The organism is Fontimonas thermophila (assembly GCF_900113085.1).
Classification (GTDB): Bacteria; Pseudomonadota; Gammaproteobacteria; order Nevskiales; family Nevskiaceae; genus Solimonas; species Solimonas thermophila.
Genome location: NZ_FOOC01000004.1, coordinates 187,216 through 204,514, shown reverse-complemented (window position 1 = coordinate 204,514; position 17,299 = coordinate 187,216). Strand labels below are relative to the sequence as shown.

The following is a 17,299-nucleotide window of genomic DNA, read 5'->3' as shown; positions in this document are numbered from 1 at the left end:
CTCCACCACGCAAGCAAGGAGTCTCGTATGAGCCATCATCCCGTCGAAGACAGCAATCCCTCCACGAACCCGAGCTTTGCATCCATCCTGCTCCGCCGGCTCGACCGGCGCCAGCTCCTGAAAGGAAGCGTGGCTGCCGCCAGTGCCGGACTGCTCGGCCCGTTCATGCTCACCGGCTGCGGCGACGACGGCAGCCCCTCCGTGCCCACGCGGCCCCAGACCCTGGGCTTTGACGCTGTACCCAAAAGTCTGGAGGATCGCGTCATCGTGCCGCAGGGCTATTCGGCGCGCGTGTTGTACGCCTTGGGCGATCCGATTGCACCGGATTTGTCCGACTACGCTAATGATGGCTCCGACGACGGCCACTGGGACCGCCGCGCCGGCGACCACCACGATGCGATGGCCTACTACCCTTTGCCGAGGGGCAGCACGCGCTCGGACCGCGGGCTGCTCGCAATCAACCACGAGGAGATCACCGAGGCTTATTTGCACGCCAACGGCCCCACGGTCTTTGCCGACGGTTCGCGCCCACTCGCCGAGGTCGTAAAGGAGCAGTATGCGATCGGGGTATCGGTGATCGAAGTGGCCCGATCGGGCGGGCAGTGGCAGGTTGTGCGCAACTCCCCCTTCAACAAGCGCTGGCACGTCAACAGCCCGATGGAGATCCGCGGCCCGGCGCGCGGCTCTGCGCTGTTGATCACCCCGCTCTCTCCCACCGGCGAAACCACCTACGGCACGATCAACAACTGCGGCCATGGCGTGACCCCCTGGGGGACTTATCTGACCAACGAGGAAAATTTCTTTGCCTATTTCACGCTGGATGATGCCGCCAGCGACACGCCTGAACTCGCCCGCTACGGCATCCGCTCGGGCACGCGCCTGTTCAACTACAAGGACTGGGACCGCGCCCAGAACACGGGGCCTCTGCAACGACGTTTCAATGCCTCGCGCCGCGGCGCAAGCGCCGCCGAGGACTTCCGCAACGAGCCTCATCACTTCGGCTACGTCGTCGAAATCGATCCGTACAACCCCAACGCCACGCCGCGAAAGCGCTCGGCCTTGGGCCGCTTTTCACACGAAGGCGCGTGGTTTGCCCCTGCAGTGGCCGGACAGCCGCTGGTCTGCTATAGCGGCGACGACGCCCGCAACGAGTACATCTACAAGTTCGTCTCCGCCGCGAACTGGGACCCGGCGGACGCCACCCGGGGTGGCCTCGACGTCGGCGACAAATATCTGGATGCCGGCACGCTCTATGCCGCCAAGTTCAACGAGGACGGCACCGGCGAATGGCTGCCCCTGACGCCGGACAATCCGGCGCTCGCCGGCATGACTGCGGCCGAGATCGCGGTCTTTACACGCATTGCCGCCGACCGCGCCGGCGCCACGCGCATGGATCGCCCGGAATGGGGCGCGGTCAACCCCGCCAACGGCGAGGTCTACTTCACACTCACGAACAGCAGCTCGTCGAGCAATGGCCGTGGCCAGGGCGGCAGCGGCTCACAGCCGCGCAACGCCGCCAATCCGCGCAGCTACGCGCCGGATGGCTCGCTCAGCCAGGCGCGCGGCAACCTCAACGGGCACATCATCCGCTGGCGAGAAACCGGCGCGAACCGCTTCGTCTGGGATATCTATCTCTTCGGCGCCCGGGCGTCCTACACCAATCCCCAGGTCAACGTCTCGGCACTCGACGACAGCAACGATTTCTCCTCGCCCGACGGTCTGTGGTTCGACCGCCGCGGCCTGCTGTGGATCCAGACCGACGATGGCGCCTACACCGACACGACCAACTGCATGATGCTCGCCGCACTGCCGGGTACGGTCGGCGACGGGGGGCCTGTGGTGATCGGTGGTGCCGACGGCCGGTCGGTGACGACTTATGCCGGCGCCGTCCCCGGCGACCGGCTGCGCCGCTTCCTCGTCGGTGTACCCGGCTGCGAAATCACCGGTGTCGAGCTCACGCCCGATGCCAAGACGATGTTCGTCAACATCCAGCATCCAGGAGAAGACGGCAATCTCGAAAACTTCCAGAGCAACTGGCCGCATCCGAGTGGGGACGCAACCCAGCCCGCACTTTCCGGACAGCGGCCGCGCACGGCGACCATCGTCATCACCCGCGACGACGGCGGGGAAATCGGCCTCTGAACGGCTTGGCCGCCCACGTTTCCCCCGTGGGACTTGGGCCCGCACCAGCGGGTCTTTTTTATTTTTTATTGGTCTTTGCCTGCTCCATTGCGGAGCGTCGGTCGTACTACCGCACAGGCCAATAGATATGGGTGATCCGCTGCGCCGCCGGCGTCGTCGCCGGATCGGACACATATTGCTCCCAGACATCGCCGTTGTCTTCGAATCCGGCGACCGTGCGCCAGGCGGCGAGCTGGTCGTACGTCGATTCGATCGTCGCAGCCGGACCGGTATGCACTGCGCGCAGGACGAGCCCGGCATACGTCGTGCCGGCCTGGATGCCCTGCTCGGGCGCAGGTGGAATATCGTCGGGGGGATCGAGAATCACTGCGGCATCGAAGCGCCAGTGCTTCGTTTCCACGTCGTAGCCGCGGGTGATCGCAATCGGAGCCGCCACTGCCTGACGGCCGTACGCGGCAAGGTATGCGCGCAGTCTGGCATAAGCGCCGTCGAGCACTGCTTCTGCGTCATCGGGTCCGGCCACGGCCGCGACATAGAGCATCGGCCGGGGCTCGACCATCAGCGTTTCGACGTCGAGCGTGGCAATGTCGGTCTGCGGCAGCCCCTCGACCAGGGTCTTGAGCCTGGCCAACCCACGCTCGTAGTCGGGGCCGATCATGCCATCGAGCATCAGCCCGAAATAGCGGCCGAGGATGTTGCCGTGAAACACCGTGTCATACGACCAGACCAGGCGCGTCCCCTCGCCTTCCGCGGCCAGCGTGTAGGTGGCCAGATTGTCGCTGTCGGATCCTTCGAAAACGAGCTTGACCGCGATGCGCTCGTAGGGCACCGCCTCGAGGATTTCCTGGCTGCCGGAACCGACCCCCGGGTCGTCGCTGCGCCAGCGAAACTTAGCCCCGACACCCGTGGCTGGTCCTTCGAACGCATAATGCGTCCCCGGGTCGAGAGACGCCCACGGTGACCACTTGTTGAACTGGCGGAAACCATTGAGCGCGGTATAGACCGTCGCCGGCCTGGCCTGGATGACGATCGCACGCTCGACATGCGCAGTATCCGGCAGCAGCAGGCCAACGCCCAGCACGCCGGCGACCAGCACGGTGACCGCGATCAACAGCCCCTTGAGCAGTTTCATGACGTTCCCCCGGTGACTTCGGACCGCCGGCGTGGACGCATCGTCTCAACGTTCCAGACTCGCGGCATCGATGACGAAACGGTACTTCACATCGCCTTTCTGCATCCGGTCATAAGCCTCGTCGATGCGCTGCGCCGGAATCAACTCGATGTCTGCGACGATGCCGTTCTCGGCGCAGAAGTCGAGCATTTCCTGGGTTTCGGCGATGCCTCCGATCAACGAACCCGCCAGCGCCCTGCGGCCAAAGATGAGCGTGCCGATGTTCGGTTCCGGATGGGGGTGTTCCGGAACTCCGACCAGGCACAGCGTCCCGTCACGCTTGAGCAAACGGGCGAAGGCATCGAGATCGTGACTGGCCGCCACCGTGTCGAGGATGAAATCAAAGCTGCGGGCATGCGGTTTCATCTCCTTTGCGTTTTTCGTGACGACGACCGCATCCGCGCCCAGCGTCAGCGCCGCATCCCGCTTGTGCTCCGATGAGGTGAACGCAACGACTTGCGCCCCCATCGCATGCGCGAGCTTGATCCCCATGTGCCCGAGACCGCCGATTCCGACGACACCGACTTTCATCCCCGGTCCGACCCGCCAATGCCGCAGCGGTGAATACGTCGTGATCCCGGCACAGAGCAAGGGAGCGACCGCGGCAAGCTGTGCGCGCGGGTGACGGATGCTCAGCACGAAGTCCTGATCGACGACGATGCGCTGGGAATAACCGCCGAGGGTGTGTCCGGGCGCATCTTTGCAGGGACTGTTATACGTGGCGACGAATCCGCGCTCGCAGTACTGTTCGAGCCCCTGCGCACAGGATGCGCAGACCCTGCAGCTATCGACCATGCAGCCGACACCGACGACATCGCCGATCTTGAAGCGTTCGACCTCGGAACCGACGGCGCTCACCTGTCCCACGATCTCGTGGCCGGGCACGCAGGGATAACGCGTACCCGGCCACTCCGAACGCACGGTATGCAGGTCGGAATGACAGACGCCGCAATACGCGATCTCGATCTGGACATCCCGCACACCCGGCACGCGGCGCTCGATGTGCATCGGTTGAAGCGGCCGGTCGGCGGCGTAGGCACCATAGGCGGCAACGCGCATCGTCACTCCTTGTCTCTGTGATGTGGATGTCGGTGCGGCAACGCGCAACTACGCGCAGCCATCAGCCACTAGCGGATACGGCCGATACAGCCAACGCATCGTAACGCAGTCACGTCACGGCAGAGAGTCATCAGTGCCGCTTGCGGGTCGCGCAGACTCACAGAGAAAGCTTCCAGAGAAAGCCTCAGGGTTCATCGTGCGGCGGCTGCTCGCGGCGGCGCGTAAACGGATAGGCGCCGCGCGGCTTTGCATCGGGCTGTCCAGGAATCACCAGTGACAACAGCATCGTCACGCCCAGAATCGCCGCCGTCACCGACAGCGACCACTGCACCGGAATCTTGTAAACATCGATCAAGAGCATCTTCGCACCGATGAACACCAGCACGACGGCCAGGCCATACGGCAGCAGATGGAAGCGCTCGTGCATACCGGCGAGCAGGAAATACATCGCACGCAAGCCCAGGATCGCAAACACGTTGGACGTCAGCACGATGAATGGATCGGTCGTGATCGCAAAAATGGCCGGAATCGAATCCACGGCGAACACCACATCGACGATGCCGATCAGCAGCAGCACCACCAGCAGCGGCGTCGCCACGCGCACGCCATCGATGACCGTGAACAGGCGCTCACCGTCATAGTGGGGTGCGATACGGAAATGACGACGTATCCACTTCAGCGCAGGATTGGATTCGAGGTCCGGCTCCTGGCCCGCCGCCCACCACATCTTCACGCCGGTGAAGACAAGAAAAGCCCCGAACAGATACAAAATCCAGTGGAAGGTCGCAATCAGCCAGGCGCCGAGAAGAATCAACACGGCGCGCAGCACCAGGGCGCCGAGAATACCGATCATGAGCGCACGCTTTTGGTATTCCGGTGGCGTCGCGAAATAGGTGAACACCATCAGAAAGACGAAAATGTTGTCGACCGCGAGCGCTTTTTCGACGAGATAGCCGGTGATGAACTCCAGCGCCTTGTCGTGGGCAAGCCGGCGGGCATCCGGATCGTCGCCGAGTCCCCCCAGCTCCCACCACAGAAACGCGACGAAGACAAAGCTCACGAGAATCCAGATCACCGTCCAGATCCCCGCCTCGCGCATTGACACGCGATGCGCACCCTGACGGTTGAGCACGAAAAAATCGACCGCCAGCGCGACGACGACGAAAACCGCGAACAGCGACCACAACAGCGGCGTACCGATGGAGATCATGGACAAAACCTCGGATGAAGAACGAACGCAGTCAAAACCCGCCCGGTCTTGCCACCCGCGTGTTGGGCGCGGTCCGCGATGCCGGGGCTAGCAGCAGCCCGTGCTGACGGCATGGCGGAAGCGTGAAAGCCGCTTCGGCTACTCCCCGTGAGAGTCGCGCGATTAAAGCAGCGGGCACGGTGACCGTCAACGGCGGCCAACGCGCGAAACATTAGAGCCCTTCGGGCAGCAGCAGCTCGTACGTGATGCCGAGCCCAGGACCGTAACCACCGCCGGGTAACGGACCACCGCGATCGCTGGTGAAATACATGCGCCGGCCATCGGGCGAGAACGCAATGCCGGCGACCTCCGACTGATCCTGTCCGGTGATCTGCAGCAGCGGCTTGAGCGTGCCGTCCGGCAGAATCACGACCACCTGCATGTCGCCTCCATCCTCGGCGACGAGCACGTCCCCCTGCGGAGTCACCGTGATGTTGTCGACACCCGAGAGGATCGGATTGTCGCTGGTTGCAAAGTCGTAGACGACCTCGATCGTCTCCCGATGCGTGTCGTAAACCCAGATGCGGTTATCGCCCTTGGTCGAGAAATACACGTACCCGTTGAAGTTCCAGAGTCCCTCGCCACCGTCGAACGGTGTGCTCTCTGGATCACGGTTACGATCCTGCGGTTGGTCCGGGGCGAGCGCATCGATCCAGGCCACCGGCTGCGGTTCGTGCAGTGCGCCCTCGACACCATCCCCGAGTATCTTGAGCACCTGCAGCCTGCCGTCTTGCAGCGCCGGCCGTGCGGCACCCCGCGGCCAGTCGGACTCGGAAGCCACCCAGCGGAAGAAACGGCCATCGGGCCAGTCTTCGGTCATGTAAATGGTGCGGCGCTCGACATCGATCGCCGTGGCCTCGTGCGAGAAAAAGCCCAGCGTCGGGCGCGCAACGGCCGGCGTGCGCCCGGTCGGATCGCATTCCCACACCTGCCCCTCGGGCACTTCCTCACAAGACAGCCAGGTGTTCCACGGCGTCACGCAGCCCGCGCAATTGAAAGTCGTGCCGGAGAGAATCCGGTAGGCATCGATCACCGTCCCGTCGGCCGCGAACTCGAGCACACTCGCGCCACCGAGCCCCGGCGCGAAACGATCGAGTACATCGCCAAAGGGTGCGAGTTGCGGATACAGGGTGCCGAGATTGCCAAAGCCTGGAATCTCGCTGTTGGAGATGTAATACCAGCCGCCATCGGCCTTGGGCATCACACCGCCACCATCCGGAAAGATATGCCAGAGATAGCTGCCGCCAGGGACCGGGGGCTGATTGGCGATGGCGACGATACGCGTCGAAAATCCCGGCGGCACGCGAATGCCGAGGGCATCCGGCTCGCCCAGCGGGCCGATGTCGGCAAACCGTCCGCGGGGCACAGCGATCCGCGGACGACGGCTATCCCCGCAGGCGCTGAGCAAAGGCCCGGATGCACCAATGGCGCCCGCGCTCCAGAACAGCATGCGCAAAAACTCGCGGCGGGAAGAATTGCTACGTCCGCGTGGCAACAAGAGCTGCATGGTCGTTCCTCGAAATCACCGGCCGCAGCGGCTGCTGCATCTGCGGAAAAGATTATGTACGGACCGTGACCGCTGCGTGAACCGCGCCGGCAAGGTCATGCCGTCGAAGGCACGCGCCTTGATCAGTCGAGGATGTCGAAGCGCAAGCCAGCGTGCGCGGTCAGGCGCTCGACCAGGCGATCACCCATCGCGGTCGCCGGTGTCCAGAAGCCGCCGGCCAGCGCGGATTTGGGCACATCCAGCGCCAGGCAGACGGCTGCCTCACCGAGCATCTTCGCAGTGGATCCATACCCTGGATCGCGGTCGCCGGTGAGCTTGAGTCGCAGCTTGCGGCCGTCCGCAGTCGTGCCGAACAGGCGGATGTCATAAAACCCGCGTGCCTGTTCCTCCGGACTCGGCCCCTCGCCTGGCTTGGGCACGACGAATCGCGACAGCAACCAACGCGTCGGTGGCAGGGCCACTGCGGTGATGAATCCCCCCAGCGCAAGGCCAATGCCGGCAGCCGCGGCAGCACCAAGCGGGCCAGGTCCGGTCATCATCGCCTCGTCATAGACGAAATCGCGGCCATAGGCATCACCGGAGAGCGCGTTGGTGCGATGCACGATCCGGGTATTGATCGCGGCCATGATGAATGGCCCGATCCAGCTCCCGGCGTCGGCGTCGTACTCGGCAAACTTCACGTCCGGCTGGCGCGGCCGTCCGGCGCCGAGATCCGGGCACAGCGCGTAGGGATTACCCATCAGCTTGCGCACCGCCGGATCAGCGGCTGCCTCGCGCACGGCGTTCATGAGACTCGCCACCGTCCCGCCGGAGAATCCCCCGCGCGCCGCCTTGATGCGCAGCTTCACCCGTGCGCACGGTGCGCCGTAACGACGCCGCGCCTCGCGCTGGAGAACATGCACACCGAGATCGGATGGCACGGAATCGAATCCGCAGCAGTGCACGATGCGGGCACCGCTGCGCCGGGCCTCATCCTGGTGGGCTGCGATCATGCGCGCGATCCATTGCACCTCGCCGGTCAGATCACAGTAATCGGTGCCGGTCTCGGCGCAGACCTTCACCAGCGGTGAGCCGTACAAGGCATACGGCCCGACCGTCGAAACCACGGCGCGGGTCTGGGCACACAACACCCGCAGGGCTGTTTCATCGGCGGCGTCGGCAACGATCAGAGGCAGGGTTTCGGCACCACTGCCGAGTGTGCGGCGCACGGATTCGAGTTTGTCGCGCGAACGGCCGGCGAGTGCCCAGCGCAATGTCCCACCCGCACCATGCCGTTCGAGTAAGTAGCGAACGAGGATTTGCCCGACGAAACTCGTCGCTCCGAAAACGACAAGGTGGTAGTGCGGTTCGTTCATGACACGGCTCCCATTGCGTTTGCTTGGGGTACGATTGTGGACCAAGGTGGTATCTGTCTGCGCGCAGCAGCGCCGTCGAAAATCACGGGTTCCGATCGACTCGGCGAGGGCCGCCGGTGGCTGCCACCCACCGATGCTGCGCCCTACCCCAACGCGCGCTCAAGCACCGGTGATGTCGTCGAAAAAGCGTTTTGCCCTGCGCAGCCAGGAACTCGTCTCGGGATGATGGCTGCTGCCCTCTTCATCGAGGGTCGATCCAAACTGACGCAACAGCTCTTTCTGGGTCTTGGTGAGTTTCACCGGGGTCTCCACCATCACGGTGCAATACAAATCACCGGCGTGGGCCGTGCGCAGCGAGCGCACACCGCGACCGCGCAACCGGAATTGCCGCCCGCTCTGCGTCCCCTCTGGAATGTCGATCTCGACAGGGCCTTCGAGGGTCGGCACCTTCAGCGTGCCGCCGAGCGCCGCCGTGACGATGGAAATCGGCACGGTGCAATACAGGTCGTTGCCATCCCGGTCGAACACCTCGTGCGGTTTGACGTTGATCTGCACATAAAGATCGCCGTTGGGCCCACCCAGCTCGCCGGGCTCGCCCTCGCCGGTCAAGCGGATGCGATCCCCGGTATCGACGCCGGGCGGGATTTTCACTTCCAGGGTCTTTTCACGGCGCACCTTGCCGGCGCCGCGGCAGGTTCTGCATGCATCGGTGACGGCACTACCGCGCCCCCGGCAATGCGGACAGGTCTGTTGCAGCACGAAGAATCCCTGCTGCATGCGCACCTGGCCGGTACCACGGCAGGTCGGGCAGACGGGCGGCTTTTTGCCGTCGGCGGTGCCGTGACCGTGACAGTCGGCGCATGTCTCCCAGCTCGGGATGCGGATCAACTCCGTGGTGCCGAACACCGCCTGTTCCAGGGTCAGCTCCATCAGGTAACGAAGATCGGCTCCGCGCCGCGGCCCGCCGCGGCGGCCACCGCCAAAAATGTCCGCGAACACGTCGCCGAAAATGTCGGCAAAACCACCTGGTCCGCCGAAATCGGCCCCACCTGCGCCACGCTGCAGGCCCTCGTGACCGTATTTGTCGTAGATCGCACGGCGCTGCGGATCGGTGAGCACCTCGTAGGCCTCGTTGGCCTCCTTGAATTTCTCTTCCGCCGCTTTGTCACCCGGATTGCGGTCCGGGTGGAATTTCATCGCCAGGCGGCGGTAAGCCTTTTTCAGCTCTTCTTCTCCCGCGTCTCTGGAGACACCGAGAACTTCGTAGTAATCGCGCTTCATGGGTGTGAGGTGCGCATGGCAAACCGTGGGGCACCGACCAGAATCATGACCGCTCCCTGATTCCGCTCGTCTTGATGATTCGAGAAAAACCAAAGGGTGAGGCGCGGCCTCAGGCCCTGCGCCTCACCCTGATCGCGTACGGCCTTATTTTTTGTCTTTGACTTCCGTGAATTCGGCATCGACGACATCGTCGCCCTTGGCCGCACCGGTGCCACCGGCATTGCCGCCGGGCTGGGCCGCTCCCTCGGCACCTTTCTTGGCATAGACCCGCTCCATCAGCTTGGCGGAAAGCTGCGCCAGCGCCTCGGTCTTGGCCTCGATGGTCGCCTTGTCGTTACCCTTGAGCACCTCGCGCGCCGCAGCGAGCGCATCTTCGATGCTCTTTCTTTCGTCCGCCTGAACCTCGTCGCCGAGATCCTTGAGCGACTTTTCGACCGCGTGGATCATCTGGTCGGCCTGATTGCGTGCGGCAACCAGCTCGTTGAACCTGCGGTCTTCCTCGGCGTGCATCTCCGCGTCCTTGATCATTCTCTGGATCTCCTCTTCCGAGAGACCCGAGTTGGCGGTGATGCGGATCGATTGCTCCTTGCCGGTGGCCTTGTCCTTGGCAGTCACGTGCAGGATGCCGTTGGCGTCGATATCGAACGTGACCTCGATCTGCGGCACGCCGCGCGGTGCCGGCGCGATGCCGGTCAGATCGAAGCGGCCGAGCAGCTTGTTGGCTGAAGCAATCTCGCGTTCGCCCTGATAGACCTGGATCGTCACTGCCGTCTGGTTGTCCTCGGCGGTCGTGAAAATCTCGGATTTCTTGGTCGGGATCGTGGTGTTCTTCTCGATCAGCTTGGTCATCTTGCCGCCGAGCGTCTCGATCCCCAGTGACAGCGGCGTCACGTCGAGCAGCAGCACGTCCTTGCGCTCACCGGAGAGCACGGCACCCTGGATCGCGGCACCGACGGCGACCGCTTCGTCCGGGTTGACGTCTTTGCGCGGTTCCTTGCCAAAGAACTTCTTGACCGCCTCCTGTACCTTGGGCATGCGCGTCTGACCGCCGACGAGAATCACCTCGTCGATGTCGGAAGGCTTGAGGCCAGCATCCTTGAGCGCGATGCGGCAAGGCTCCATCGATTTCTCGATGAGATCCTCGACCAAGGATTCGAGCTTGGCCCGGGTCAGCTTCATGTTCAGATGCTTGGGCCCGGACGCATCGGCAGTGATGTACGGCAGGTTGATATCGGTCTGCGTCGTGCTCGACAGCTCGATCTTGGCTTTCTCGGCCGCTTCCTTCAGGCGCTGGAGAGCAAGCGGATCCTTGTGCAGATCGATGCCCTGCTCTTTCTGGAATTCCGCGGCGATGTATTCAATGATGCGCTGATCGAAGTCCTCGCCCCCCAAGAAGGTATCGCCGTTGGTCGCGAGCACTTCGAACTGCTTCTCGCCGTCGACGTCGGCGATTTCGATAATGGAAATATCGAAGGTGCCACCGCCGAGGTCATAGACCGCGACTTTGCGGTCCTTCTTGCCACCCTTGTCGAGACCAAAAGCGAGCGCAGCCGCAGTCGGCTCGTTGATGATGCGCTTGACCTCGAGCCCGGCGATGCGCCCGGCATCCTTGGTGGCCTGGCGCTGGCTGTCGTTGAAATACGCGGGCACCGTGATCACGGCCTCGGTGACCGGATGGCCGAGATAGTCCTCGGCGGTCTTCTTCATCTTGCGCAGCACTTCGGCGGAAATCTGCTGCGGAGCGAGCTTTTTACCCTTGACTTCGACCCACGCGTCGCCGTTGTCGGCGCGGACGATCTTGAAGGGTGAATGCTTGATCGCCTTCTGGACCTCCGGATCTTCGAAGCGACGGCCGATCAGACGCTTGACGGCAAACAGCGTGTTGTGCGGATTGGTGACCGCCTGGCGTTTGGCGGCGCGGCCGACGATCGGCTGCGGTTCGTCGGTATAGGCGACAACTGAAGGTGTCGTGCGCTCGCCTTCTGCGTTTTCGATGACCTTGACGGTGCTGCCTTCCATGATGGCGACGCAGCTGTTCGTCGTGCCGAGGTCGATGCCGATGATCTTGGACATGGGATGCTCCAGGAATTGTTCAGTACTCGGGGTTTACTGGCGGCAGGGCCGGTCTTTTCAAGAGGTGGATGCCGGCGCGCGTGCGACCACGACCATGGCCGGCCGCAACAGCCGTTCATGCAGTGTGTAGCCCTTCTGCATCACGCTGAGGACGTGGTTGGCGGCGACGTCGGCGGATTCGACCATCGTCATCGCCTGATGGAATTCCGGATTGAAGGGCTGACCGGTGGGATCGAGCTGCTTGACCCCGTGTTTCTCGAGCACGCTCATCAACTGCCGGTATGTGAGCTGCATGCCCTCGAGCAGCGCCTGGGCGGCACCCTCGGCGTTCGTGGCCGCCTTGATCCCGAGTTCCAGGCTGTCGCAGACGCCGAGCAGCTCGCCGATCAGTTTTTCGTTGGCGAACTTCAGGCTGGTCTGCGTGTCTCGCTCGAGACGACGGCGCGTGTTCTCCAGTTCGGCGAGCGCGCGCAACTGCGCTTCTTTTGCGGCCTGCGCCTGTGCCTCGGCCTGCGCCAGACGGTCTTTCAAGATTTCGATCTCACGGTCGGGAGTGACGACGGCAGCCGCGTCGGCGGCCGGCGTCGGAGCCTGCTCCGGATGTTCACTCATGATGTCGGTCGTTCGAGTCGGTGGATGGTCGCCGGAATTACCGGCCTTGCGAAGGGGCGCCATGATAAGCGCGCGGGCGCCGGCGCGTATCGCGCACTGTGTGTGGGGATTCAACCGTCCACTTTCAAGCCGGCGGACAGAGCGCGCGCGGTCTCCTGGACCAAGGGGATGATGCGGGAGTACGCCATCCGCGTCGGCCCAATCACGCCGAGGACACCGGCGACGCGCCCGCCGACATAGTACGGCGCGGTGATCACGCTGCACTCGTCGAGCACGCGGTAACCGGACTCATCGCCGATGAAGATCTGCAAGCCGTCGGCCTGCAGGCACTGATCGAACAGATCGAGCAGATCGCGTTTGCGGTCGAGCGCATCGAACAGGCTGCGCAGCCGGTTGAGATCGGCCAGTTCCTGAAAATTCAGGAGGTTGGGACTGCCGGCGACGACATAGTCCGCCTTCTCGGCGCCGCGCAGCGCCTGCTCGGCCATCAGCGCCGCCTCACGCAGGACGGCGTTGAGCCGCATCTGTGTCTCCCCCGCATCCTGCGCCAGCGCCTGGCGCAGACTGATCAGGTCTTGCCCGGCGAAATGTTCGTTGAGCACGCTGGCATAGCGTTCCAGCTCGTCGACACCATAGGGCCGGTCGGTGTGCAGAATCCGGTTCTGCACCTCGTGCTGGTTGACGACCAGGATCGCGAGCACCCGGTTTTCCGACAGCGGCAGGAATTCGATGCGGCGCAGGATCGCAAAATTGCGGCGCGGCACGGTGACGACGCCCGCCATATGCGTCAGCCGCGACAACAGATCCGAGGCGGCCTGGACCAGATCGGTCGTGTTGCGGTCCCCGGGCAGCAGGCTTTCGGCGATCTGCTCCTGTTCCTGCGGCGTGAGCGGCTCCGGCGAAAGCAGGCTGTCGACGAAATAGCGGTACCCGCGCGTGGTCGGCACGCGGCCTGCCGAGGTATGCGGCGAGGCCACGAAACCCATCTCGTCGAGATCGGCCATGACGTTGCGGATCGTCGCCGGCGACAGCCCGAGGTGGGCCATGCGCGACAGCGTGCGCGAGCCGACCGGCTGGCCGTCGCGGATATAGCGCTCGACGAGTAGCTTGAGCAGTTCTGCGGCGCGTGCATCGAGGACCTGGGACATATGGAGAAAATGAAGCACTTGAACGCGGTTTTCAATAGCCGCGGGACCCGCACCGGCGGCCTTTCCATGCTACCTTTCGCCGGCTTCCTCCCGGGATCTGGCACCTGCCTTGGCCGATTTGCCCATGTCTGAGTTCCGAACCATCGGCCTGATCGGCCGCCACGGCGACGTGCGCATCGCGCCGACACTGCTGCAGCTCTGCCAGGACCTGCTCGACCTGGGCCGGACCGTGCTGGTCGAAATCGATGCCACCGGGCTGACCGATTGCCCCTCCGCCGTCGAGCGCGCCAGCCGCGACGAGATGGCCCGCCGCTGCGACCTGGTCATCGTCGTCGGCGGCGACGGCACGCTGCTATCGGCGGCGCGCGCCGTAGCCCCGGCAGGCGTTCCGGTTCTCGGTGTCAACCAGGGACGTCTGGGCTTCATGGTCGATGTCGCGCCAGTGGAAATGCGCGAAACCCTTGCCGCCGTCTTCGCTGGCCGGTATGTCCGCGAGCAACGCCTGCTGCTCGAGGCGTGCGTGCACCGCGCCGGCGGCATCGCCGGCCCCTTTCTCGCGGTCAATGACGTCGTCATCCGCAACCAGGCGGCGATCCGCATGCTCGAATTCGAAACCTGGCTGGACGGCGAGTTCATCTCGCAACACCGTGCCGATGGCTTCATCGTCTCCTCGCCGACCGGTTCGACCGCCTATGCCCTGTCCGGTGGCGGCCCGGTCCTGCATCCGGCGCTGGAAGCCATCGCCCTGGTTCCGATCTGCCCGCATACCTTATCCGACCGTCCCATCGTCGTCGGCGCGCACCAGACCGTGCGCGTCGTGCTGCACGGCAACCCCACGACGCTGGCGATGTGCACCTGCGACGGTCAGCACAGCGAGTCGCTCGCCGCCGGCGAAACCCTGGAAATCCGCCGCTCGGCCGTGCGCCTGCATTTGATCCACCCTATTAACTATAGTTATTTCAATATCTTGAGAAACAAACTTCACTGGGGCCGAGGACCTCAGCTGAAAACCGACGCCGACTGAAAGAACCAGCCCCGCGCGATGCTCAAGGCACTGACGATCCACAATCTCGCCGTGATCGATACGCTGGACCTGGAGTGGGGGCCCGGTTTTTCCGTGCTCACCGGGGAAACCGGGGCTGGCAAATCGATCCTGATCGATGCCATCGGCCTGGCGATTGGCACACGCGCCGACACGGGCCTGATCCGCAATGGTGCCGAACGCGCCGAAGTGAGCGCCGAATTCGAAATCGACCCCGGCTCGCCGGCGGCGGCCTGGCTGCGCGACAACGCGCTCACCGATACGGATCAGCCGACCACCCTGCTCATCCGCCGCATCATCGCCCATGGCGGGCGCGGTCGCGCATTCATCAACGGCACGCCGGTGGCCACCACACAGCTACGGGAACTGGGGGAACACCTGATCGAAATCTTCGGGCAGGCCGAGAGCCAGACCTTGCTGCGCGCCGATATCCAGCGCGAGCTGCTCGATGCTTACGGCGGACATACTGCGGCGCTCGATGCCGTCGCGCAGGCAGCGGCCACCGTCGCACAGACGGCGCGCGACATCGACGACCTACGCCATGCGGCCGGGCGTGATCCGGCGCAGCTCGAATTTCTGCGCTTCCAGCTACACGAACTCGATGCACTCAAGCTCGGCGAGGGCGAGCTTGAGCAAATCGAGGCCGATCACCGCCGCCTGTCCAGCGCCGGACGCCTGCTCGCCGACGGCGGTCAGGCCCAGGAACGCCTGTATGGCGGCGACAACAGCCTGTACGACCAGCTCAGCGCCATCCAGGGACTCCTCGAAAACCTGCAAACCCTGCATCCAGCCTTCGGCCCGGTGATCGAGACGCTGGCCAGCGCCCAGGCCCAGATCCAGGATGCGGCCGACACGATCCGCCAGATCCTCGACCGCCTCGACCTCGATCCGCAGCGTCTCGCCGAGGTGGAGGCGCGCCTGCAGGCGATCCACGATCTGGCCCGCAAACACCGCATCCGCGCGGACGCCCTGCCGGCGCACCACGCCGCACTGCGTGCGCAGCTCGATACCCTCGAACATGCCTCTGAACGCTTGTCCGAACTTCAACGCGCGCATGCCGCGGCACTGCGGCAATACCGGCAGGCGACCGAGATGCTCAGCACGGCGCGGCGCCAGGCAGCGCAGCGTTTCGGCGAGGAGGTCACGGCGGTCGTACGCACGCTCGGCATGCCCCATGCGCTGCTCAGCGTCGCGATCGATACCGACCCCCAGGGCCCGGCACGCGCGCACGGCAATGACGAGGTCCGCTTCGACTTCACCGCGAATCCGGGACAGCCGGCACGGTCGCTGGCCAAGGTGGCTTCCGGTGGCGAGCTGTCGCGCATCTCGCTGGCGATCGCCGTCGTTGGCTTACGGCGGCGCGGCGCACCGACGATGATCTTCGACGAAATCGATGCCGGCATCAGCGGCGCCGTTGCCGAGATCGTCGGTCAGCGCCTGCGTGCCCTCGGCGCCGAGCGCCAGGTGTTGTGCGTGACCCACCTGGCCCAGGTCGCGGCGCAGGGGCACCGTCACTACGGCATCCGCAAGCGCGTCCGCAATGGGCAGACCTTCACGCAGGTCGAACCCCTCACCGAGCCGCAGCGCATCGAAGAACTCGCACGCATGCAAGGCGGCGCCGAGCTCTCGGACGCCGCGCTCGAACATGCCCGCGATCTGTTACAGCGCGCCGGCACCGTTTGACCCCAGCCGCGCCGGTGACTCCGGATCACCTCGGACCCGGAGGAAAGGGCGCGGTGGGGCTCTCGCTCAAGGATTATGGTTATTGCGCTTGGGCTTGACGTATAGGACCAGGCTATGGTCGGTGACGACATAGCCGTGTTTGTCGGCGATCTGCCGCTGCAGCTGCTCGATTTCCTCGCTGACGAACTCGATGACCTTGCCGCTCTCGACATCGACCATATGGTCGTGATGGTGGCCACGCTCGAGCTCGAACACCGCTGAGCCGCCTTCGAAATGATGGCGGCGCACCAGACCGGCGGCCTCGAACTGGGTCAGCACACGATAAACGGTGGCAAGCCCCACATCCTCGTTGAGCTCGATCAACCGGCGATAAATCTCTTCTGCCGACATGTGCCGGCGCTCGCTGGTTTCCAGCAGCTCGAGGATCTTGAGTCTCGGCAGCGTGACTTTCAGACCGGCATTGCGAAGATCGGAGGTTTCCACGGCGACGTCCAGCAAAATGGTTTCGGCTATTATCCTCGCTCTTTCCGATCGGGCAAACCCATGCGTCTTCTCCTCGTCCTCGCGTGCGCGGGCCTGCTCACCGCCTGCCAGCTCGTATACAAACTGCCGACCCGCCAGGGCAACGTCATCGAGCAAAAACAGCTCGATCAACTCAAGCTCGGCATGACGCGCGAGCAGGTGACTTATCTGCTCGGCACTCCGCTCGCGGCAAGCCCTTTTCGCACCGACCGCTGGGATTACGTCGGTTACTACAAGTCGCCACGCGGCAAGGTGTCCAAGCGCATCGTCACCCTTTACTTCGAGCAAGACAAGCTGGCGCGGATGGAAGGCGTCGAAGACACCAGTGCCTCGGCGGGCATCGAAAATCCCGACGTCAAGACCGTGATCCGTGAAGAACGCAAAGAAGCCGCCGAGAGCGAACGCGAGGCGAGCGAGCGCGATTCGGGTGTGATCATCACGCCCCAGTAAGTCCG

Annotated in this window: 14 protein-coding genes; 4 read left to right on the top strand and 10 right to left on the bottom strand. The window is 64.2% G+C overall.

From position 1 onward, the window contains the following. The first annotated feature begins 27 nt into the window (after positions 1 to 27). Positions 28 to 2,142: a PhoX family protein gene (locus BMZ48_RS05730; protein WP_091532815.1), complete on the top strand. Its 2,115-nt coding sequence runs from the start codon at positions 28 to 30 to the stop codon at positions 2,140 to 2,142. A gap of 106 nt (positions 2,143 to 2,248) precedes the next feature. On the opposite strand, the gene BMZ48_RS05725 is transcribed toward BMZ48_RS05730, so the two are convergent. The 9 genes from BMZ48_RS05725 to hrcA all read right to left on the bottom strand — a co-directional run bounded on the left by BMZ48_RS05725 (position 2,249) and on the right by hrcA (position 13,597). Further along, the gene (locus tag BMZ48_RS05725) at positions 2,249 to 3,274 is read right to left on the bottom strand and encodes an SRPBCC family protein (RefSeq protein ID WP_091532813.1); all 1,026 of its coding nucleotides are present in this window, start codon (positions 3,272 to 3,274) and stop codon (positions 2,249 to 2,251) included. A gap of 45 nt (positions 3,275 to 3,319) precedes the next feature. Continuing rightward, positions 3,320 to 4,372, bottom strand: coding sequence for an NAD(P)-dependent alcohol dehydrogenase (locus BMZ48_RS05720; RefSeq protein ID WP_091532811.1), 1,053 nt, complete (start codon positions 4,370 to 4,372; stop codon positions 3,320 to 3,322). Positions 4,373 to 4,556: 184 nt separating this feature from the next. Continuing rightward, a complete protein-coding gene (locus tag BMZ48_RS05715) occupies positions 4,557 to 5,582 on the bottom strand; it encodes a TerC family protein (protein ID WP_091532808.1) in 1,026 nt (341 codons plus the stop codon). A gap of 211 nt (positions 5,583 to 5,793) precedes the next feature. Further along, positions 5,794 to 7,128 carry an alkaline phosphatase PhoX gene (locus BMZ48_RS05710; protein WP_091532806.1) on the bottom strand — a complete coding sequence of 445 codons (1,335 nt, stop codon included), beginning with the start codon at positions 7,126 to 7,128 and terminating at the stop codon, positions 5,794 to 5,796. A gap of 122 nt (positions 7,129 to 7,250) precedes the next feature. Continuing rightward, complete coding sequence (locus BMZ48_RS05705; RefSeq protein WP_091532804.1) at positions 7,251 to 8,483, bottom strand: saccharopine dehydrogenase family protein; 1,233 nt, start codon at positions 8,481 to 8,483, stop codon at positions 7,251 to 7,253. 159 nt (positions 8,484 to 8,642) lie between these two features. Continuing rightward, the gene (gene dnaJ / locus BMZ48_RS05700) at positions 8,643 to 9,764 is read right to left on the bottom strand and encodes a molecular chaperone DnaJ (RefSeq protein WP_091532802.1); all 1,122 of its coding nucleotides are present in this window, start codon (positions 9,762 to 9,764) and stop codon (positions 8,643 to 8,645) included. A gap of 144 nt (positions 9,765 to 9,908) precedes the next feature. Continuing rightward, on the bottom strand, positions 9,909 to 11,837 hold the full coding sequence (gene dnaK, locus BMZ48_RS05695) for a molecular chaperone DnaK (RefSeq protein WP_091532800.1): 1,929 nt from the start codon (positions 11,835 to 11,837) through the stop codon (positions 9,909 to 9,911). 57 nt (positions 11,838 to 11,894) lie between these two features. Next, the gene (gene grpE, locus BMZ48_RS05690; RefSeq protein WP_091532798.1) at positions 11,895 to 12,449 is read right to left on the bottom strand and encodes a nucleotide exchange factor GrpE; all 555 of its coding nucleotides are present in this window, start codon (positions 12,447 to 12,449) and stop codon (positions 11,895 to 11,897) included. 110 nt (positions 12,450 to 12,559) lie between these two features. Then, positions 12,560 to 13,597, bottom strand: a complete 1,038-nt coding sequence (gene hrcA, locus BMZ48_RS05685; RefSeq protein ID WP_091532796.1) for a heat-inducible transcriptional repressor HrcA — start codon at positions 13,595 to 13,597, stop codon at positions 12,560 to 12,562. A gap of 124 nt (positions 13,598 to 13,721) precedes the next feature. Between hrcA and BMZ48_RS05680 the strand changes: the two genes are divergently transcribed. Both BMZ48_RS05680 and recN read left to right on the top strand, forming a co-directional pair. After that, positions 13,722 to 14,621, top strand: a complete 900-nt coding sequence (locus BMZ48_RS05680) for an NAD(+) kinase (protein WP_091532794.1) — start codon at positions 13,722 to 13,724, stop codon at positions 14,619 to 14,621. A gap of 18 nt (positions 14,622 to 14,639) precedes the next feature. Next, positions 14,640 to 16,322 carry a DNA repair protein RecN gene (gene recN / locus BMZ48_RS05675; protein ID WP_091532792.1) on the top strand — a complete coding sequence of 561 codons (1,683 nt, stop codon included), beginning with the start codon at positions 14,640 to 14,642 and terminating at the stop codon, positions 16,320 to 16,322. A 66-nt stretch (positions 16,323 to 16,388) separates the two neighbouring features. Here recN and fur read toward each other — a convergent pair whose 3' ends face one another. Beyond that, a complete protein-coding gene (fur, locus tag BMZ48_RS05670; RefSeq protein ID WP_091532999.1) occupies positions 16,389 to 16,805 on the bottom strand; it encodes a ferric iron uptake transcriptional regulator in 417 nt (138 codons plus the stop codon). A gap of 60 nt (positions 16,806 to 16,865) precedes the next feature. Here fur and BMZ48_RS05665 point away from each other — a divergent pair, with 60 nt between their 5' ends. Next, positions 16,866 to 17,294 carry an outer membrane protein assembly factor BamE gene (locus BMZ48_RS05665; protein ID WP_091532790.1) on the top strand — a complete coding sequence of 143 codons (429 nt, stop codon included), beginning with the start codon at positions 16,866 to 16,868 and terminating at the stop codon, positions 17,292 to 17,294. The last annotated feature ends 5 nt before the right edge of the window (positions 17,295 to 17,299 follow it).

What these genes read in the sequence shown, in the direction of transcription:
- BMZ48_RS05730 (WP_091532815.1), top strand. Translation starts at nt 28, where the DNA reads ATGAGCCATCATCCCGTCGAAGACAGCAATCCCTCCACGAACCCGAGC.
- BMZ48_RS05725 (WP_091532813.1), bottom strand. Translation starts at nt 3,274, where the DNA reads ATGAAACTGCTCAAGGGGCTGTTGATCGCGGTCACCGTGCTGGTCGCC.
- BMZ48_RS05720 (WP_091532811.1), bottom strand. Translation starts at nt 4,372, where the DNA reads ATGCGCGTTGCCGCCTATGGTGCCTACGCCGCCGACCGGCCGCTTCAA.
- BMZ48_RS05715 (WP_091532808.1), bottom strand. Translation starts at nt 5,582, where the DNA reads ATGATCTCCATCGGTACGCCGCTGTTGTGGTCGCTGTTCGCGGTTTTC.
- BMZ48_RS05710 (WP_091532806.1), bottom strand. Translation starts at nt 7,128, where the DNA reads ATGCAGCTCTTGTTGCCACGCGGACGTAGCAATTCTTCCCGCCGCGAG.
- BMZ48_RS05705 (WP_091532804.1), bottom strand. Translation starts at nt 8,483, where the DNA reads ATGAACGAACCGCACTACCACCTTGTCGTTTTCGGAGCGACGAGTTTC.
- dnaJ (WP_091532802.1), bottom strand. Translation starts at nt 9,764, where the DNA reads ATGAAGCGCGATTACTACGAAGTTCTCGGTGTCTCCAGAGACGCGGGA.
- dnaK (WP_091532800.1), bottom strand. Translation starts at nt 11,837, where the DNA reads ATGTCCAAGATCATCGGCATCGACCTCGGCACGACGAACAGCTGCGTC.
- grpE (WP_091532798.1), bottom strand. Translation starts at nt 12,449, where the DNA reads ATGAGTGAACATCCGGAGCAGGCTCCGACGCCGGCCGCCGACGCGGCT.
- hrcA (WP_091532796.1), bottom strand. Translation starts at nt 13,597, where the DNA reads ATGTCCCAGGTCCTCGATGCACGCGCCGCAGAACTGCTCAAGCTACTC.
- BMZ48_RS05680 (WP_091532794.1), top strand. Translation starts at nt 13,722, where the DNA reads ATGTCTGAGTTCCGAACCATCGGCCTGATCGGCCGCCACGGCGACGTG.
- recN (WP_091532792.1), top strand. Translation starts at nt 14,640, where the DNA reads ATGCTCAAGGCACTGACGATCCACAATCTCGCCGTGATCGATACGCTG.
- BMZ48_RS05665 (WP_091532790.1), top strand. Translation starts at nt 16,866, where the DNA reads ATGCGTCTTCTCCTCGTCCTCGCGTGCGCGGGCCTGCTCACCGCCTGC.